General features: G+C 60.7%; 15 protein-coding genes and 1 other RNA gene. 10 read left to right on the top strand and 6 right to left on the bottom strand.

Annotated features, from left to right (window positions below; translation table 11 throughout):
* Positions 1 to 13: 13 nt before the first annotated feature.
* The 3 genes from GR212_RS16920 to GR212_RS16910 all read right to left on the bottom strand — a co-directional run bounded on the left by GR212_RS16920 (position 14) and on the right by GR212_RS16910 (position 2938).
* Complete coding sequence (locus tag GR212_RS16920) at positions 14 to 805, bottom strand: glycoside hydrolase family 25 protein (protein WP_163987727.1); 792 nt, start codon at positions 803 to 805, stop codon at positions 14 to 16.
* 214 nt (positions 806 to 1019) lie between these two features.
* Positions 1020 to 1694, bottom strand: a complete 675-nt coding sequence (locus GR212_RS16915) for a class I SAM-dependent methyltransferase (RefSeq protein WP_163987726.1) — start codon at positions 1692 to 1694, stop codon at positions 1020 to 1022.
* Complete coding sequence (locus GR212_RS16910) at positions 1691 to 2938, bottom strand: DUF3419 family protein (RefSeq protein WP_163987725.1); 1248 nt, start codon at positions 2936 to 2938, stop codon at positions 1691 to 1693. The genes GR212_RS16915 and GR212_RS16910 overlap by 4 nt, the downstream gene beginning before the upstream one ends.
* Positions 2939 to 3129: 191 nt before the next feature.
* Here GR212_RS16910 and GR212_RS16905 point away from each other — a divergent pair, with 191 nt between their 5' ends.
* On the top strand, positions 3130 to 4518 hold the full coding sequence (locus GR212_RS16905; protein ID WP_163987724.1) for a serine hydrolase domain-containing protein: 1389 nt from the start codon (positions 3130 to 3132) through the stop codon (positions 4516 to 4518).
* A 130-nt stretch (positions 4519 to 4648) separates the two neighbouring features.
* Here GR212_RS16905 and GR212_RS16900 read toward each other — a convergent pair whose 3' ends face one another.
* The 3 genes from GR212_RS16900 to GR212_RS16890 form a co-directional block, all read right to left on the bottom strand.
* Complete coding sequence (locus tag GR212_RS16900) at positions 4649 to 5821, bottom strand: lytic transglycosylase domain-containing protein (RefSeq protein ID WP_163987723.1); 1173 nt, start codon at positions 5819 to 5821, stop codon at positions 4649 to 4651.
* A 133-nt stretch (positions 5822 to 5954) separates the two neighbouring features.
* Positions 5955 to 6590 (bottom strand): LysE family translocator, encoded by a 636-nt coding sequence (locus GR212_RS16895; RefSeq protein WP_163987722.1) that lies wholly within the window; start codon positions 6588 to 6590, stop codon positions 5955 to 5957.
* Positions 6591 to 6708: 118 nt separating this feature from the next.
* On the bottom strand, positions 6709 to 7920 hold the full coding sequence (locus GR212_RS16890; RefSeq protein WP_163987721.1) for a pyrophosphate--fructose-6-phosphate 1-phosphotransferase: 1212 nt from the start codon (positions 7918 to 7920) through the stop codon (positions 6709 to 6711).
* 273 nt (positions 7921 to 8193) lie between these two features.
* Between GR212_RS16890 and GR212_RS16885 the strand changes: the two genes are divergently transcribed.
* The 9 genes from GR212_RS16885 (at position 8194) to GR212_RS16845 (ending at position 16408) form a co-directional block, all read left to right on the top strand.
* Positions 8194 to 8901 (top strand): J domain-containing protein, encoded by a 708-nt coding sequence (locus GR212_RS16885; RefSeq protein ID WP_163987720.1) that lies wholly within the window; start codon positions 8194 to 8196, stop codon positions 8899 to 8901.
* Positions 8898 to 9659 carry an N-acetylmuramoyl-L-alanine amidase gene (locus GR212_RS16880; protein WP_163987719.1) on the top strand — a complete coding sequence of 254 codons (762 nt, stop codon included), beginning with the start codon at positions 8898 to 8900 and terminating at the stop codon, positions 9657 to 9659. The genes GR212_RS16885 and GR212_RS16880 overlap by 4 nt, the downstream gene beginning before the upstream one ends.
* A gap of 267 nt (positions 9660 to 9926) precedes the next feature.
* The gene (locus tag GR212_RS16875) at positions 9927 to 10484 is read left to right on the top strand and encodes a lytic transglycosylase domain-containing protein (protein WP_163987718.1); all 558 of its coding nucleotides are present in this window, start codon (positions 9927 to 9929) and stop codon (positions 10482 to 10484) included.
* 78 nt (positions 10485 to 10562) lie between these two features.
* Positions 10563 to 11756, top strand: a complete 1194-nt coding sequence (locus GR212_RS16870) for an NAD(P)/FAD-dependent oxidoreductase (protein ID WP_163987717.1) — start codon at positions 10563 to 10565, stop codon at positions 11754 to 11756.
* A 67-nt stretch (positions 11757 to 11823) separates the two neighbouring features.
* Positions 11824 to 12223: RNase P RNA component class A (gene rnpB / locus GR212_RS16865), an RNA gene on the top strand.
* A 430-nt stretch (positions 12224 to 12653) separates the two neighbouring features.
* Positions 12654 to 13094: a division/cell wall cluster transcriptional repressor MraZ gene (gene mraZ / locus GR212_RS16860; RefSeq protein ID WP_163987760.1), complete on the top strand. Its 441-nt coding sequence runs from the start codon at positions 12654 to 12656 to the stop codon at positions 13092 to 13094.
* Between the two features lie 14 nt (positions 13095 to 13108).
* Entirely contained in the window at positions 13109 to 14134 is a 1026-nt protein-coding gene (gene rsmH / locus GR212_RS16855; protein ID WP_163987716.1) for a 16S rRNA (cytosine(1402)-N(4))-methyltransferase RsmH, read from the top strand.
* A gap of 1 nt (position 14135) precedes the next feature.
* Positions 14136 to 14657 (top strand): cell division protein FtsL, encoded by a 522-nt coding sequence (ftsL, locus tag GR212_RS16850; RefSeq protein WP_163987715.1) that lies wholly within the window; start codon positions 14136 to 14138, stop codon positions 14655 to 14657.
* Positions 14657 to 16408, top strand: coding sequence for a peptidoglycan D,D-transpeptidase FtsI family protein (locus GR212_RS16845; protein ID WP_163987714.1), 1752 nt, complete (start codon positions 14657 to 14659; stop codon positions 16406 to 16408). Before ftsL ends, GR212_RS16845 begins: the two co-directional genes overlap by 1 nt.
* Positions 16409 to 16414 lie beyond the last annotated feature (6 nt).

The raw sequence follows: 16414 nt of genomic DNA, 5'->3' as shown, positions 1-16414 counted from the left end.
AGTGGAGTCGGCCTTAAGAATTTCCTTGCTTCTCTACTGCAGCCACCCAGTTTTGCCAGTTCTGCTCGGAGCCGGCGAAAACATTGATATCCGTCGGTCCTTTGATGCCGGGGATGATTCCCGTGGACGTATATTGCCAGAAGGCCCAGCTGCGATCCGCGTAGATCTCCTTGGGATGCTTGGCGACCGAGCGCACCCAGAACTGATAGTCCTTGAAGTAACCGACAAGGTTTTCGCGGTGGAAGTCGACCGAAGTATAGATGATCGGGCGCTTGCCATAATAGGCCTGCAGGCGATCCATGAACCGCTTGATTTCCGTTCGCACCGTTTCGGGGTCCGGTCTGGTGCGGCAGGTTGGAGAGCCAGGGTTCCATTCGACGTCGACGACAGGCGGAAGTGCCATGGCATCCTTCGGCACGTTGCGGATGAACCAATCGGCCTGCTCGTCGGCGGTGGAGCAAAAATAGAAGAAATGATAGGGCGCATGCAGCAGGCCGGCGGCGCTCGCTTCATTCCAGTATTCGGTGAAGCGTGGATCGATCCGGTCTTTGCCTTCCGTCGCCTTGATGAAGACGAAGGCGACGCCCGCGCCCTTCACGGCCTGCCAGTCGATATCGCCCTGCCATTTGGAAATGTCGATGCCGTGGATGGGATGACGCTGCGGGTGATCGCGGCCGAAATCCTGCGGCTTCAAATCGCTGAATCTGGTCTTGGGAATGGCCGTCGTCGAGAGGGCGTCATAACCCGTCGTGCAGCCATTCAAGAAAAGGGCGAGCGGCAGTAGGCATGCCAGAAGCCGGCGCATGGATATCCTGTTATGGCGCGAGTGATCTTGCTGCCCCAAGACTTGGCTTCCGTAATGTGGTCCCCGAAAATCCAAAAGAGCGGCAGACCATACCGTTGCCAGCTGGTCTTGCCACTTTATTCACCATATCAACGTAAAAAATGCGTTATCTTCAAGCAAATTCTTATGCTTGTCGCGTTCTGAGGCCGGATTTCGCGCTGGAACCTGGCGTCGGTCAGCCGTTGTGCCTGGTCACCACGGCGCGCCAGGCATAGCCGCGTCCGATCCTTTCGGCCTTCAGGGACATGCCGCGTGCTTGAGCCTTGTCTTCGAGAACGGTCAGAAGATCGGCGCGCGGCGTGACGTGGAACTTCCTCAGCCAGCCCTTGAGCAAAGCCCCGAACCAGCCCGGCAGCCCTTCCTGCTGGCCGAAATCGACGATGTGCAGCTCCCCGCCCGGTGCGACCGCATCGAGCGCTGCGTCGATCGCGCTTTTCCAGTCGGGGATCATCGAAAGCGCGTAGGAAATCATGACGCGATCGAAGCCGCCGATCCCGAATTCGGCCGAAGAAAAGGCGGTGGCATCCGCAACGCGGAAATCCGGCATCTGCTTCAAGCCGCGAAAATTATTGCGCGCCGAGATCAACATCTCCTGGGAGATATCGAGGCCGTAGAGGCGGGCGGAAGGGAAGCGGCGATAGGCGAGCAACATGTTGCGGCCGGTGCCGCAGCCCACTTCCAGCAGCGAGCCGCCGACGGGCACATCAAGGTGCTCGATGGTGCGGTCGCGGCCGAAGAGATAGTATTTGCGGGTCAGATCGTAGATGTGGCGCTGATAGCGGTACATGCCGTCCATCAGCCTGGCATGGCTCGTCGCGTTGGCTTCCGTGCCCGTATCCGTCTGGCTCATGCTTTTTTCCCGTAGATGTGGAAGCCGCCGTATATGGCAGAGCGGTCGCGCGCGTTAAGCTCCTGCGAGCGCTCTTCGAAATAGACCCATTGATCGCGAATGGCCGGAGAAAGGCGACCTTCGATAATGCTCTTTTCCGCCGCCGTGCGGAAGATCACGCGGGCGCCTTCGCGCGCCGTGCGGGTGATCTCGGCCCAGAGGCCGTTGAGCTGCTCGTCGGTCATCCAATCCTGTGCGTCGAGGAGGATATAGCGATCGCGCGAGCCTGCCGGCTTCGAGGCGAGGAGTTCCGTAAAATTGGCGTGGTGCACATCGACGCGGTCGGCATTGGCGCGGATCGCGGCATAGTTTTCGGGCTTGAGATAGGTGGGCAGGGGGCCTTGATGCTGGGCGGCGTAGCGGCGTGCGAATGCCTGCCAGGCGAAATAGTTGTCACGCATCGGGAAGTGACAGGCGAGCTTTTCCAGGCGGTGCCGCAAGACGGCAGAAATGGAATCATCGCCGGCAAGGCTTGCAAGCTCGTCATATTGCTGCGGCGGAATGCCGAGGCCGAAGAGCGAACTCTTGCGGCCGAGCAGCCAGCGAACGGCCCGCTTGTCGAAGATCGGGGCGATTTCCTCATCGAAGAACTGACGTTGCTCGCGCATGGTGCGCGCTTCCGTCATCTTGTCGAGGCGAACGCCGTGCAGGCGCGCCAGGACGTGGGCGGCACCGATGAAACGGCCGAGGAGGCCGGTCTTGTAGATGTTGCGGTTAAAGACGGTGATCCGGCGACGGCCATAAAGGTCGCGACCGTCCCAATAGCCGGCGGTTGCCGTGTCGAGGCGCGGTGCGATGAATTGGTCATAGGCCTGACTGTTGGCGACAATGCCCGGCGTCCCGAAGAAGCGCACCAGATCGACGTGGCCCGGCAGCAAGCGAAACGCCGCGAGCTTCAGCTTGTTCAGCGCGATATGGTGGCGATTGAGATCGACGACGTCGATGGAGGCAGGATTGCGGGAGAGATAGGCGAGCATGTTGCAGCCGCCCGAGCCGATGGTGACGATGCGATGATGCGGCTGAAGCTCCATCGCCTCCATGTCGATATCCGGATCCTCCCAGATCTGCGGGTAGACAAGGCCGGAAAACAGCATGCCGAACAGGCGTTCGGACAGGCCTGCCTTGGACAGAGCCTTGTGTTGCAGCAGAGCGTCCTTGAGTTTCCGGTTCTTCTGGAGACCGGCATCCGGAGCGAATTCCGTCATCTGAGTCTTGTCACCGATTTGTGAAGTTCAGGGCGTGTAACCCGGCAATGCTACAGTCTGATGACGTGGCCTGTTGGCGGATCCGGCAGAAATGCATCGCCGCGCATATTTGAGCAGCTGCTGCTATGATAGGTCTTTCATCCTGCTGCGTTTCCTGATTGTCTCCGCGTACCTTTTGGAGGGTGTGTTACATGCGTTTGATATCGAGAGTGATCGGGGCTCTTTTTGTTTTGCTGCTGATCATTGTCGCCGGCGGAGCCGTCTGGCTTTCCATTTCCCCGCCGGAACTGCTCAAGGTCGGCGATGGCTATGCGGCAAAGATCGTTTGTTCGAACGCCTTCGTCGCCAAACGCGATCCGGATGAGGTGCTTGATGATGACGTACAGGCCCCCGGCAATCCGGCGCTGAAGCTCATTCGCGTTTCGGTCGATCGGGACGAGGGCGTGGTCACGGCCCGCTTCCTTGGGCTGTTCGCCCCGAATCATGCGCTTTATCGCGGTGCGCTCGGTTGCACGACCGTGCCCGACGGCGATCTGCAGGCGGCGCGCAGTGCCGTGTTTCTGAACAGGGTCAAGGCGCCGAAAAGCGATGCGCTGTGGCCGAACGGCGATGCCGTCAATATCGGGCAAGGCGAGGAGGGCGCGAAGCTCGCCGATGTCGTATCGAATCCGGATCTGGCCGGGCCTGCGATGCGCGCGATCGTCGTCGTCAAGGAAGGGCGCGTCGTCGCCGAGGCCTATGGCGATGGTTTCAACAAGGGAACGCCCCTCGTCGGATGGTCCATGACGAAAACCGTGAATGCCGCCATCATCGGTCGCCTGATGCTGGCGGGACGCATGTCTTTCGACGATCAGAATCTCCTGCCGCAATGGAGCACGGACGAACGCAAGAATATCAAGCTCAGCGATCTCCTTGCCATGGAAAGCGGCCTTGCCTTCAATGAGTCCTATGGCAACGTCTCGGACGTGACGCGCATGCTCTATCTCGACCCGGATACGACCAGCATCGCTGCCAATTCGCGTCAGGTGGCGGCGCCCGGTGATCGCTTCAGCTATTCCAGCGGCACCGCCACTCTGCTGTCGCGCCTCTGGATGAACCGGCTGCCCAACCTGAGTGCCGCCATCTCCTATCCGCGCGAGGCGCTCTTCGGGCCGCTCGGCATGTACAGCGCCGTTTTCGAGGCTGACGAGCGCGGAACCTTCGTCGGCAGCTCCTATCTTTACGCGACTGCTCGCGACTGGGCGCGTTTCGGTCAGTTTCTGCTTCAGGACGGGGTCTGGAACGGGCATCGGCTGCTGCCGGAAGGGTTCGTCGGCGCCATGCGCACTCCGACGAAGGCTTCCGAAGGCGTTTACTCACAGGTTCAGGCCTGGCTCGCAGGTCCCGGCGGCTCGAATGCGCAATTCGGCCTGCCTGCGGATACGTTCTGGATGACCGGTCACGACGGCCAAACGGTCGCCATCGTTCCATCTGCCAACCTCGTCGTCGTGCGGATGGGGCTGACGCCGGCCTGGGCCGACTATCGGCCGCAAATCCTGGTGAAGCGGATCATGGATGTGATAAAGCCGCCCTCGAATTAACCTGTTTCGCACAAAGATATGCTGCGGTTTTCGACGGTGGCACGCGAAATGAAAAAGCCTGAAGCGCAGCAAGCAAATCTCGTGAGATCGCGATGCGCTTCAGGCCGGCATTTCAGAATGGTCCGGTAAATCAGTAATTGCCGTTGGCGACGTCCGTCAGACCCTTGCGCTTGGCGTCGTAATAGTAGCCACGGGCATAGAGCTGAACAGCGTTGGCTTCCTTGTTCTCGGCTGCCTTGCTGTCCGCCGTCATCCATGCGCCACGCAGATATTTGGCGGCGTACTTGATGTTGGTCTCCGCATCGAGAAGGCCGGACGGAGGCCCTTCGTAACCCATGGACTTGGCCGTATTGTATTTGATCTGCATCAGGCCGAAATAGCCCGCGCGGTTGTAAGCCTTCGGATTGTAGCGGCTTTCGCGGTGAACGACCCGATGGATCAATGATTCCGGGATTTCATAGAGCTTGGCGTATTTCTGGATGAGCTTCGATACGTAGCCCTTTTCCGCCGGCGGAACGTCGGAATCATAGTTCGGTGTGGTCGTCATCACGGCCGGAACGACCGTCGGACCACTGCTGTCGAAATTGAAATCATAGTGCATGCGGTTGTCCGCATAGCGCTGAAGGCCGATCTGCGCGGGCGCGGCGAAGGCGACTTCCGCCTGCGCCATGGAATCGGGACGCGGCGTGGGTACGGCAACCTGAATGGCGGCGACATCCGACGTCATCGGAATGGTCGGTTCGCCTTGAGCCAAGGAGGCCGAAACCGGCGTCAAGGCGGCATCGCCGGGACGCGCCGGGTTGGGCATGGGGATCGCGACCACGGAAGGCACGAGCGGTACGTCGGATGCCGCATAGGCGGCAGCTGTCGACGTATTGGCGGCAGGTACGCCCGTTGCTGCGGCAATTGCGGCGGTTCCCTGATTGGGGACATTCGCCGCAACAGTGACCGGAGCGCCCAAGCGAGCCTGTGCGGCATCGACCTGTTGCTGATTTACGGTGCCGGCGACGGTGTTGACCGCGCCTGGGGCAACGCGGCCGGATTTTGCCATTGCCATCTGTTGTTGCGGCTGCTGCGGCCCGATGAATGCCGGCACGGCGGCAGCCGTTGCAACGCCACCCGTAGACGCGGCAACGCCAGTCGCGGTCAGGGTCGTATTCGGATGCGGCACGTTGGTGTGTGCCGACGGGAGTTCTGCCTGAGACGTCTGCTGCTGAGTGCTCGCACACCCGGCAAGAGCGCCGCACATCATTGCCGATAGGGCAACGCTGCGCTTCAGGCTGGGAAATCCGATCGCTACCATTCTGTCACTTTCGAAAAGCCAAACCTATTTTCGATGCAATTCGGCCACAGGACCGCCAAATTCGGTCACAGGATCGATAAAATTATGAATCCCCATTAACCTATCCGTGATCGCGCTGCAACCCTGCACCGTCTCAGGCGGCCATCCGGCGATATCCGGCGGTCACTGCACCGGCCGCGATCAGCAGGGTTCCGCCCGTTCTGTTGACGGCGCGTTGCACGCTTGCCTTGCGAATGAAGCCGCGTGCCATGTCGGCAACGAACACGTAAACCAGCGAGTTCAATGCCGCCAAAGTGAGGAAAGTTGCCTCCAAAATAAGCGTTTGCTCAAGAAATGGCTTCGACAGGTCGAGAAACTGCGGCACGAAGGCAACGAAAAAGACGATGCTCTTCGGGTTGAGGGCCGTTACAACATAGGCGTGTAACATAATTTTTAACGGTTTTTCCTCTGGGAGATTATCGTTGTCGCCCATCGGACCCGTCACGATGGGGGCTCTCCAGAGCTTGATTCCGAGGAAAACGAGGTAGGCTGCACCGATCAGCTTAAGAATCGTGAACAACGTCGCCGAGGTGGCGAGGAGGGCACCCAGGCCGGCGAGCGAGGCGGTCATTGCCGTAAAATCGCCCAAAGTGACGCCCGTCACGGTTGCCAGTGCCGTCTTGCGGCCGTGGCCCAGCGCATAGGATATGACAAGGAGGATGGTCGGACCCGGTATGGCCAGCATGATGCAGGATGCGGCGGCGAAAGCGAGCCAGGTTTCGATCGACATGGAATCCTCCCTATTCCTTTTCGCCGCCAGCAAAGACATCGGATTTGCGATCCGTCAATCCGCTTGATCGCAGATCAGGCCGCTTGATCGCAGATCAGTCCGACAGATCGCCAATCAATCAGGCTTGCGTGTATTTCTGCCCGATATGGTCCATGACCTCGGCGAACCACGGCGTGGAGAGATCGAATGCCTTGCCGCCCTTGATGCGGGGGAATTCGATGGCGCGCAGCTTGCCGGCCTGGCCTTCGTCATGTCCGGTGACGCCGGATACCTTGTTGAGCGCGCTTTCCACCGCGAGATCGACCATTCCCTGGATCAGGTGGAGATCCTGGCCGTTCGCCGGCGCGGAGCGTGCGAAATAGCCCGACTTCTGCACCATGGAGCGTTCGGCGCCGATGATCGAGGCGAACTGCTTCTGGAACCAGCCGCCGACATTGATGGTGTCGATCTTCACATGGCCGAAGGCATCGCGCTTCACGCTTTCGCCGGCGGCTTCGCGTTCGGCGACGATGGCGTCCAGGCCTGCCCCTTCCGATACGAAGAGCGTCACCTGGCCGGTCTTTTCCATGATCGCCCGCAGCCGGTCGCCCTCGGCCTCGATATCGAATGCCATTTCCGGCAGATAGAGGCCGTCGATGCCCTTCATCTCGGCGTTCATCATAAAGCCTTCGACATATTCGTTGGCGCTGCTCTTCTGAATATAGGCGCGGGCGGTCGCTGCGGTCAGCCAGCCACAGTGGCGGCCCATCACCTCATGGATGACGAGCGTGCGAGGCGCCGCGGTCTGCTCGTTGCTGACGTTATCGAAGAAATGCGCCCCGACCTCGGCAGCCGTCCAGGCGCCGAGCGACTGGCGGATCGGCACGACGTCGTTGTCGACGGTCTTCGGCAGGCCGACGACGGTCAGGTCGTAGCCGTTGGCGCCCAGATAGGCGGCAAGATCGGCCGCCGTCGTATTGGTGTCGTCGCCGCCGATCGTGTGAAGGATGGTGACGCCGTCAGAGGCCAACCGCTCGGCCGCGACGCGCAGCGGATTTTCACCTTCCTTGACCAGGCCGCGCTTGACGCAGTCGGCGATGTTGGTGAGCTTGACGCGGCTGTTGCCGATCGGCGAGCCGCCGTAGCGATGCAGCAGATGGGCCCGCTCGCGCATGGCCGGCGTCACGTTGATGCGATCCCCCAGCAGGACTCCCTGGTAGCCAGAACGATAGGCAATGATGTCGAGATCGGGCGCCACGTCGGTATAGCGCTGGATCAAGCCGCCGACAGCGGACGAAAGGCAGGGCGCCAATCCGCCGGCAGTGAGCATTGCGACTTTCTGTTTGGCCATGGGGATCCTCCTTGCAGTCAAGCTGCTTTACTTCAATGGTTGCGGTGGGAATGGATGCGACAGGCGGGCATGGGTGTAAAGTAAAGAATTTAAGAAATCCGCGGTTTGTTTTACCACTGGAGGGCGGTTGGCGCTCAATCGGATGAGGCCCGAAGTACGCAATCGTTACCAAATTGTGAAAAGTGTTTTCGGCCTTGCGACGAATGGACTGCTTGCAATGACAACCATAATTTGATCAAGGTGTTCTACTGTTTTGGAGCCACCGGGACCACGATGTCGTTTTGGGAAAAATTGCTGAATGCTATCGGTAGCACGGCCGGCAATGCCCTGTCGGCGGTGGTCGAGGCTATTCGCACTGTATTCGAAGGCGACCCGGAAACCCGCCGCAAAGTGGCATTTTCCGTCGCTATCATCGCGCTTTCGGCCAAGATGGCGAAGGCTGACGGCGTGGTGACGGAAAACGAGGTCAATGCGTTTCGCGAGATCTTCGAATTCCCGCCCGATCAGGCCAAGAACGTCGCACGCCTTTACAATCTGGCGCGCCAGGATGTGGCCGGCTACGAGGCCTATGCGGAGCGGCTTTCCTCGCTTTGCGAGACCTGCACGCAGAATTGCCCGGTGCTGGAGGACGTGCTTGACGGCCTGTTCCACATCGCCAAGGCCGACGGCTTGATCCATGAGAAGGAAATGGCCTTCCTTCAGCATGTTGCCGAGATTTTCCATACGAGCGAGGAGCGCTTCGAGCAGATCATGGCCCGCCATGTCAGCGGCGGCGGCGATCCATACAAGGTGCTCGGCGTGTCGCGTCAGGACGATTTTCCGACGATACGCCGCCGGTATCATGGCCTCGTTTACGAGAACCATCCGGATCGCCTCGTGTCGCGCGGCGTGCCGGAGGAGTTCCACGCCATCGCCAATGAACGCATGGCAGCTCTGAATGCGGCTTACGCCGAGATCGAGAAAGAACGCCGCGCAGCATGAGTGCATTCAAGGCCGATTTCGCTCGCGCCCATGTGCAGCCTTCGCCGAACCATGGCGAGCGGCGGGACGGCTGTCGGCCTGATATCATCCTTCTGCATTATACAGGCATGGGCACGGCCGAGGGAGCGCTGGATTGGCTCTGTCGCGCCGAGAGCCAGGTATCGAGCCACTATTTCGTCTTCGAGGACGGGCGCATCGTCCAGCTCGTTCCGGAAGAGCGTCGCGCCTGGCACGCCGGCAAGAGTTCTTGGCATGGCGACGACGACATCAATTCGCGGTCGATCGGCATCGAGATCGCCAATGCCGGCCATCCCGGCGGCTTGCCGGATTTCCCCGATGCACAGATCGAAGCGGTTGTGGAACTGTGTCGCGATTGCGGCCAACGCTGGGCAATCGCGCCTGAACGGGTGCTCGGACACTCCGATGTGGCGCCTGTGCGCAAGGTGGATCCGGGCGAGAAATTCCCGTGGGCAAAGCTGGCTAAGGCAGGTGTGGGGCATTGGGTCGAGCCGGCGCCGATCACCGGCGGACGGTTCTTCCAGAAGGGCGATGTGGGCCAGCCCATCGAGGCATTGCAGTCCATGCTCTCGCTTTATGGCTACGGCACTGAAATAACCGGGGAATTCTCGGAAAGGCTGAAGGGCGACATCGAAGCCTTCCAGCGTCATTTCCGCCAGGAGCGCGTGGATGGCATTGCTGATTTTTCCACGATCGACACGCTTCATCGCCTCCTCTCCGCGCTGCCTCACTATTCGTAATTCTCCCGACTTTACTGCCTGTGTTTATAGCCGGCTATGGATGGGAAAGTGCGTAACTCCCTGCCACGCCACATCTTTTCCCTATTATCTCCGCATTGCATTGGTCTAACGGCGCTCGCTGAACGGCGGTCGCGCCGTCTGTGTTTGTGTGTCGCGCGGCCGTAGAAGACTAAATGGGGACTGTGCGCTCCGGCGGCTCTTTTTGCCTCCAGCCGGACGTGACGGCTGACGCCGTTTGCGGTCCCGCGCCTGGAGACAAAAGACTACATGAAAAATTTGATTGTTGCGGCTGCAGCATGCGTGGGCGTGCTGCTGGTGGGATATGATTGCGCCTTTGCGGGCCAGCGGGATGCGACGCAGAAAACGGTTCCACTCAAGATCGTCAGCCGCACCACCGGCTTTCCCATGCCCAGTGTTCCCGCCCAATTGCCTGATGCCGATTCCGCCTCTGCGCAGCAAAGTCGCTATTCCGCATTGATTGCCAAATATGCCAAGCAGAACGGTGTTGCCGTTGAACTGGCGACCGCCGTCATCAAGATCGAAAGCAATTTCAACTCGAGAACACGGGGTAGCGCAGGCGAGATCGGCCTCATGCAGATCAAGCCGGCAACCGCGCGGCTCATGGGATATGCTGGCCGGGCCAAGGGGCTTTACGATCCTGAGACGAATATCAAGTTCGGCATGAAATATCTTGCCATGGCGCAGGATCTCGGCGGTGGCCCGACCTGCAACACCATCCTCAAATACAATGCCGGCCATGGCGCCACGCGCATGAACCCGATCTCCAAGCGCTATTGCGGCAAGGTGCTGGCGCTTCTGGACTGATGCCCGCCTCCGGATTTCGGATAGGGCGGAATCGCTTTCCATGCTATCGAAACCGCGATTGCGCGCGAGGGTTACAGCATGGCAGCGGATTTCAGGTTCATCGTCGTCGGACGGGGCATGATGGGGGCCGCTGCTGCCCGTCACCTGGCCGGGAAAACGGACGGCATCGCCGTCATCGGACCGGATGAACCCGAGGATCGCGCCAGCCATCAGGGCGTGTTCGGCAGTCATTACGACGAAGGGCGCATTACCCGCACGATCGATCCGGACACGGATTGGGCCCGCCTCGCAAACCGTTCGATCAGCCGCTATGCGGAAATCGAACGGGATAGCGGCATCCAGTTCTATGCGCCGGTCGGTTGCCTCGTCACCGGTCCGAAGCGAGGTGGCGAGGCCACCTACGTCGGCAATGTCGTCGAAGCGGCCAAGCGGCTCGGCGTTCAAACCGAAATCCTCGACGATGCCGGGCTCAAGGCAAGGTTTCCCTTCTTCTCCTTTGCATCGGGGAGCGAAGGGGTGTTTGAGCCGCAGGGGGCCGGCCACATCAGTCCGCGCCGGCTGGTGAAGGCACAGTCTCTGCTGGCGGAAAAAGCCGGTGCGCGCGTCATCAAACAGACTGCAATATCGATCCGCGACGATGCTGGCGTGGCGGTCGTGACCACGGCCGAAGGCGAGACCTTCAGGGCGGAAAAAATCCTCTTGGCCGCCGGCGGTTTCTCGATTGCGGAGAATCTCTTGCAGCGACCGGTTGAGATGAAGGTTTATGGCCGCACCGTCACCTTCTTCGAGGTCAGCGAGGCGGAAGCTGAGGCGCTTTCCGGCATGCCTTCACTGATATCGGTGACGCCGGATGGCGCCGACAGCATCTATATGCTTCCTCCGATCCGCTATCCGGACGGCAAGCACTATATCAAGATCGGTGGCGACCCGGATGATCTTCAATTCAGGAGCGAAGCGGAGCTGCGCGCCTGGTTCCGGACCGCGGGTCGCGACAAGGCCCGCGAACATCTGGTGCGGATCTTCCATGAGCGCGTGCCTGGCGTCCGCCGGCCGCCGGCTTTTACCAATTCCTGCGCCGTCTCCTTTTCACCGACCGGCTATCCGATGATCGGCTACACCTCTTCTCCACGCATCGCCGTTCTCACGGGCGGTTGCGGGACGGCTGCCAAGAGTTCCGATGAAATCGGCCGGCTGGGGGCGGAGCTGCTGCTCTCAGGTCGAATCAAGGACGAGGGCTACGATACGGATTTCTCTGCACATTTCCGCAACTGACATCCGCTGCGCAGAAAGCCGCATATTTCGGTGGCAATTGCGGGCGGTCTCGGTTAATGAGCCAGTGCCAGTTGGCCGGGCAGCCGCGCTTCATCAATGCCGAAAGGCGATGAGGTGAGGAAAGTCCGGGCTCCACGGAAACACGGTGCCGGATAACGTCCGGCGAGGGCAACCTCAGGGAAAGTGCCACAGAAAGCAAACCGCCCGATCTCAGGATCGGGTAAGGGTGAAAGGGTGGGGTAAGAGCCCACCGCGCCTCTGGAAACAGCGGCGGCACGGAAAACCCCACCGGGAGCAAAACCGAATAGGGATGACGCGGAGCGCGCAAGCGCTCCAGCCCGTTTCCGGGCCGGTCATCCGGGTGGGTTGCACGAGGCGTCGCGCAAGCGGCGTCCCAGATGAATGGCTGCCACGTTCCGGCCTCGGCCGGAGCCATACAGAACCCGGCTTACAGGCCAACTGGCAAATCATCGCGCTTCCACCAAGCGCGCGTTTCCCGCTTCCTGCGAATAATTTCGGGGGCCGCCGGACACCCTTGGTTTCCAGGGTTCGCAGCCTTGCCGGGGGAGGGTTTTCGCCTGTGAAAACAACCCGTTTCAGGACGCCGGCTGAAGCCAATCCTAACCTTTCGTTAAACTTAACGGCTTATGAATATTCGAGCTGTTGCCATGGCTGACGTGGCTTCATCCCATTGACGCCCATATGGTCCCATGGTATCCCAAAAGAACACTGCATACGGGCAAATCGGAGCCCATTCATCGCAAAGCCATGATCGCTTCCGTTCTGGAAGTGTCGAAGGGGTGTTGGCTCTTTCGGCTTGCGAAGCTGTGTCCGATTTTGGCTATGCCCGCGAGCGTGTCGTTGCTTGCGGATCATGGGGGACGGGTGTTTCGCGTCATGAACCGCTTCCTGTCAAATGCGACCAACCGGATCGATGCCAAGGGACGGGTTTCCGTACCTGCGGCGTTTCGTTCCGTGCTGGCCGAGCGCAATATCCAGGAGCTGTACTGCTTCCAGGATTTTGTGTTTCCGGCGATCAGCGTCGGCGGTCTCGACCTGCTCGATCGATTCGAGCGGCAGATTGCGGCGGACGATCAGTTTTCGCCGGCGGCGAATCAGATGTCGCTCCTCATTCACGGGGGCGGGGTCTTTATGAAGCTCGATGCGGAAGGGCGGCTGATGGTCACGGATTTCATCCGCGACTTCACCGGAATTGCAGGCGAAGTGACCTTCGTCGGTCGGGCGGATCATTTTCAATTATGGCGACCGGAGGCCTTCCTGGCCTTGCAGGCGCAGGCACGAGAGGAGCGCAGGCTGGCGGGCAGGCGCTCGGAATAGAGCGGGGAAACGGAATGGCGGCGAATTCGGGCGGAGGTTCTTCTGATGCCGGTGGCGGACCAGTTCGTCACATTCCGGTTCTTCTTGCCGAGGTGATCGAGGCGCTGGCTCCCGCGCCCGGCAAGATCATTCTCGATGGTACGTTCGGGGCTGGCGGCTACACGTCGGCCATCCTCGCCGGCGGCGCCGACGTGATCGCGCTCGATCGCGATCCGACGGCAATCGCGGCGGGGCGGGCGCTCGTTTCCGCCCATGCCGGACGCCTCAATCTCATTCAGTCGCAGTTTTCCCAGCTGGCCGATCATGCGCCGGCGGGTGGCCTCGATGGTGTCGTCCTCGATATCGGCGTTTCCTCGATGCAGATCGACGAGGCGGAGCGCGGTTTCTCGTTCAGCAAGAACGGCCCGCTCGATATGCGCATGTCCGCCAGCGGCGTGTCGGCTGCGGATGTCGTCAACCGTGCCAAGCTGGCCGACCTCATCCGCATCTTCGTCTTCCTGGGGGAAGAAAAGCAGGCGCCGCGCATCGCGCACGCCATCGAAAAGCGGCGCGCCGAGGCGCCTTTTGTCACCACGCGCGACCTTGCCGGCCTGATCGAGCTCGTCACGCCGCGCAAAGCCAAGGACAAGATTCATCCCGCGACGCGCGTCTTTCAGGCCCTGCGTATTTTCGTCAATGACGAGCTTGGCGAGCTGGCTCAGGCGCTGTTTGCTGCCGAGCGCGCGCTCAAGCCGGGCGGACGCCTTGTGGTCGTGACCTTTCATTCGCTGGAAGACAGGATCGTCAAGAAGTTCTTCGCGGACCGCTCCGGCCGCGCCGCCGGGTCGCGTCACATGCCTATCGTGAATGAGCGGCCGGCCACCTTCGAGCCGGTCGGCAAGTCGATGATTTCTGCGAGCGACGCCGAGGCGGAAGCCAATCCGCGCGCTCGTTCGGCCAAGCTGCGTGCGGGGGCGCGCACTTCGGCTCCGGCAGAGGCGGAAGATCTTTCGATCTTCGATCTGCCCAGTCTTGCAAGTCTCGGAAAGCTCGGGGGTTGAAATGCTGAGGACTTTTGACATCGTGCTGATTGGCGTCATGACGGCTACGGCCAGCGTGACCTATACGATCAAGCATCGTGCCGAGCTGAAGCTGGAAGAGGTTCATCGCCTCGAATCTGAAATCAAGCTTGAAAAGGATACGATCGAGCTTCTCAAGGCGGACTGGGCGCTGGTCTCTCAGCCGAACCGCCTCGAGCGTCTCGTCAACAACTACAGCAGCGAACTGCAGCTGCAGCCGACGCTGTCGACCTCGATCGTTCAGCCCAGCGAGCTGCCGATGCTGCGCTCGCAGCTTCCTCCGCCGACCGTGACCGCATCGAACGACCCGAAGAGCGGCAAGGCGACCGGCGCCAAGGTCAATGCAGCCGTGGCCTCGAAGAATGGCGACACCACGGACGCGGAGATCAGGAAGGCCATTGCTGATGTGGCCGCCGCTCCCGCGCCGCGACCGAAATCGCCCGCCCTTGCCAAGCGCAAGAAGCCGGATGTCGACAACATGGCAACGGGATCGGTGGCGGAATAATGTCTTTTCTTTCTCGTATCATGGTCCTGAAGAGCAAGGCGCACTTCGCGACCGACGGCAACAATCGCCCGAGCGACGGGTTCGCGCGCTCGATCTTCGAGGGCGCGCGCAAGCGCAAGTCCAATCAGGCAAAAAGTCGTGTCGTGCTGCTGGTCGCGAGTTTCGTCGCCGTCTACTGCGTGATCGGCGGCCGCCTTGCCCAGTTCGCCATGACGCTGCCGGAGATGACTTCAAGCATTCTGCCGCCGGATCGCCTGATGGCCTCGCGTCCGGACATCATCGACCGCAATGGCGCTCTTCTCGCCACCGATATCCGCACAGTCTCGCTGTTTGCCGAGCCGAACAAGATCATCGATGCGGACGAGGCTGTCGAGGAGCTGCGCAAGGTCCTGCCGGATCTCGATGCCAAATCCACCTACAAGAAGCTCTCGACGAAGTCCTCGCATTTCGCCTGGCTGCGTCGGCAGCTGACGCCGAAGCAGCAGAGCCAGATCCTGGCGCTCGGCATTCCCGGTATCGGCTTCCGTCCCGAGAAGCGCCGCTTCTATCCGGGCGGTTCCACCGCCGCCCATATTCTCGGCTACGTCAACATCGACAATCGCGGTGTTGCCGGCATGGAGAAATATATCGACGACCTGGGGCTCGCCGATCTTGCCGCCGCCGGCATGACCAACGACCAGCCGCTGCAGCCGGTGAAGCTGTCGGTCGATCTGCGGGTGCAGGACATCGTCCATGACGCCGTCGTCAACGCCGTCAAGAATTTCCAGGCCAAGGGCGCCGGTGCGGCCGTGCTGAACGTGCACACGGGCGAAGTGGTGGCCATGGCGTCCGCGCCCGATTTCGATCCGAACTATCCGAACGATGGCGCTGCCGAGGGATGGCTCAATCGCATGACGAACGGTACGTTCGAAATGGGATCGACCTTCAAGACCTTCACGATGGCGATGGCGCTCGATTCCGGCAAGGTCTCGCTGCGCGATGCCTTCGATGCCACCAATCCGATCCGTATCGGTGGCTTCACCATCCACGACTTCCACGGCCAGCGTCGCGTGCTGACCGTTCCGGAAATCTTCCAGTATTCGTCGAACATAGGCACGGCGAAGATCGCCGACCTCGTCGGTATCGATGGGCACAAGGAATTCCTTACCCGCATCGGACTGCTCAGCAAGATGCAGACCGAGTTGCCGGAAGTGAAGATGCCGTCGCAGCCGCGCGTGTGGAAGAAGATCAACTCGATCACGATCTCCTTCGGCCACGGCGTCTCGACGACGCCGTTGCAGACGGCCGTTGCCGGCGCGGCGTTGGTCAATGGCGGCAAGCTGATCGAGCCGACCTTCCTGCCGCGCACCCGCGACGAGGCGGACGACATCGCCAAGCTCGTCATCAAGAAGAGCACGAGCGACGATGTGCGCTTCCTGCTCGACTTCAACGGTTCGAAGGGTTCGGGCCGCGCCGCCCGCGTGCCGGGCTACGACGTCGGCAGCAAGACCGGCACGGCCGACAAGGTCGTCAACGGCCGCTATTCGCACACGCTGAACTTCAACACCTTCATGGCCGTGTTCCCGATCGACAATCCGCAATACATCATCATGACCTTCTGCGACGAGCCGAAGACCGGTGAGCATGGCGGCACGATCTCGGCCTATACGGCAGCACCGATTGCACGCGACATCATCGCCCGGGCGGCGCCTATCCTCGGCATTCAGCCAAGTTTTGGAAACGGCAACTCGGCCTTGCTGGTGTCTTATTAAGCGTGA

This window comes from Martinezella lusitana, assembly GCF_010668395.1.
GTDB classification, from domain to species: domain Bacteria; phylum Pseudomonadota; class Alphaproteobacteria; order Rhizobiales; family Rhizobiaceae; genus Rhizobium; species Rhizobium lusitanum_A.
Note: the sequence above shows the minus strand (reverse complement) of the source record. Positions and strands in the feature narration are given on the sequence as shown.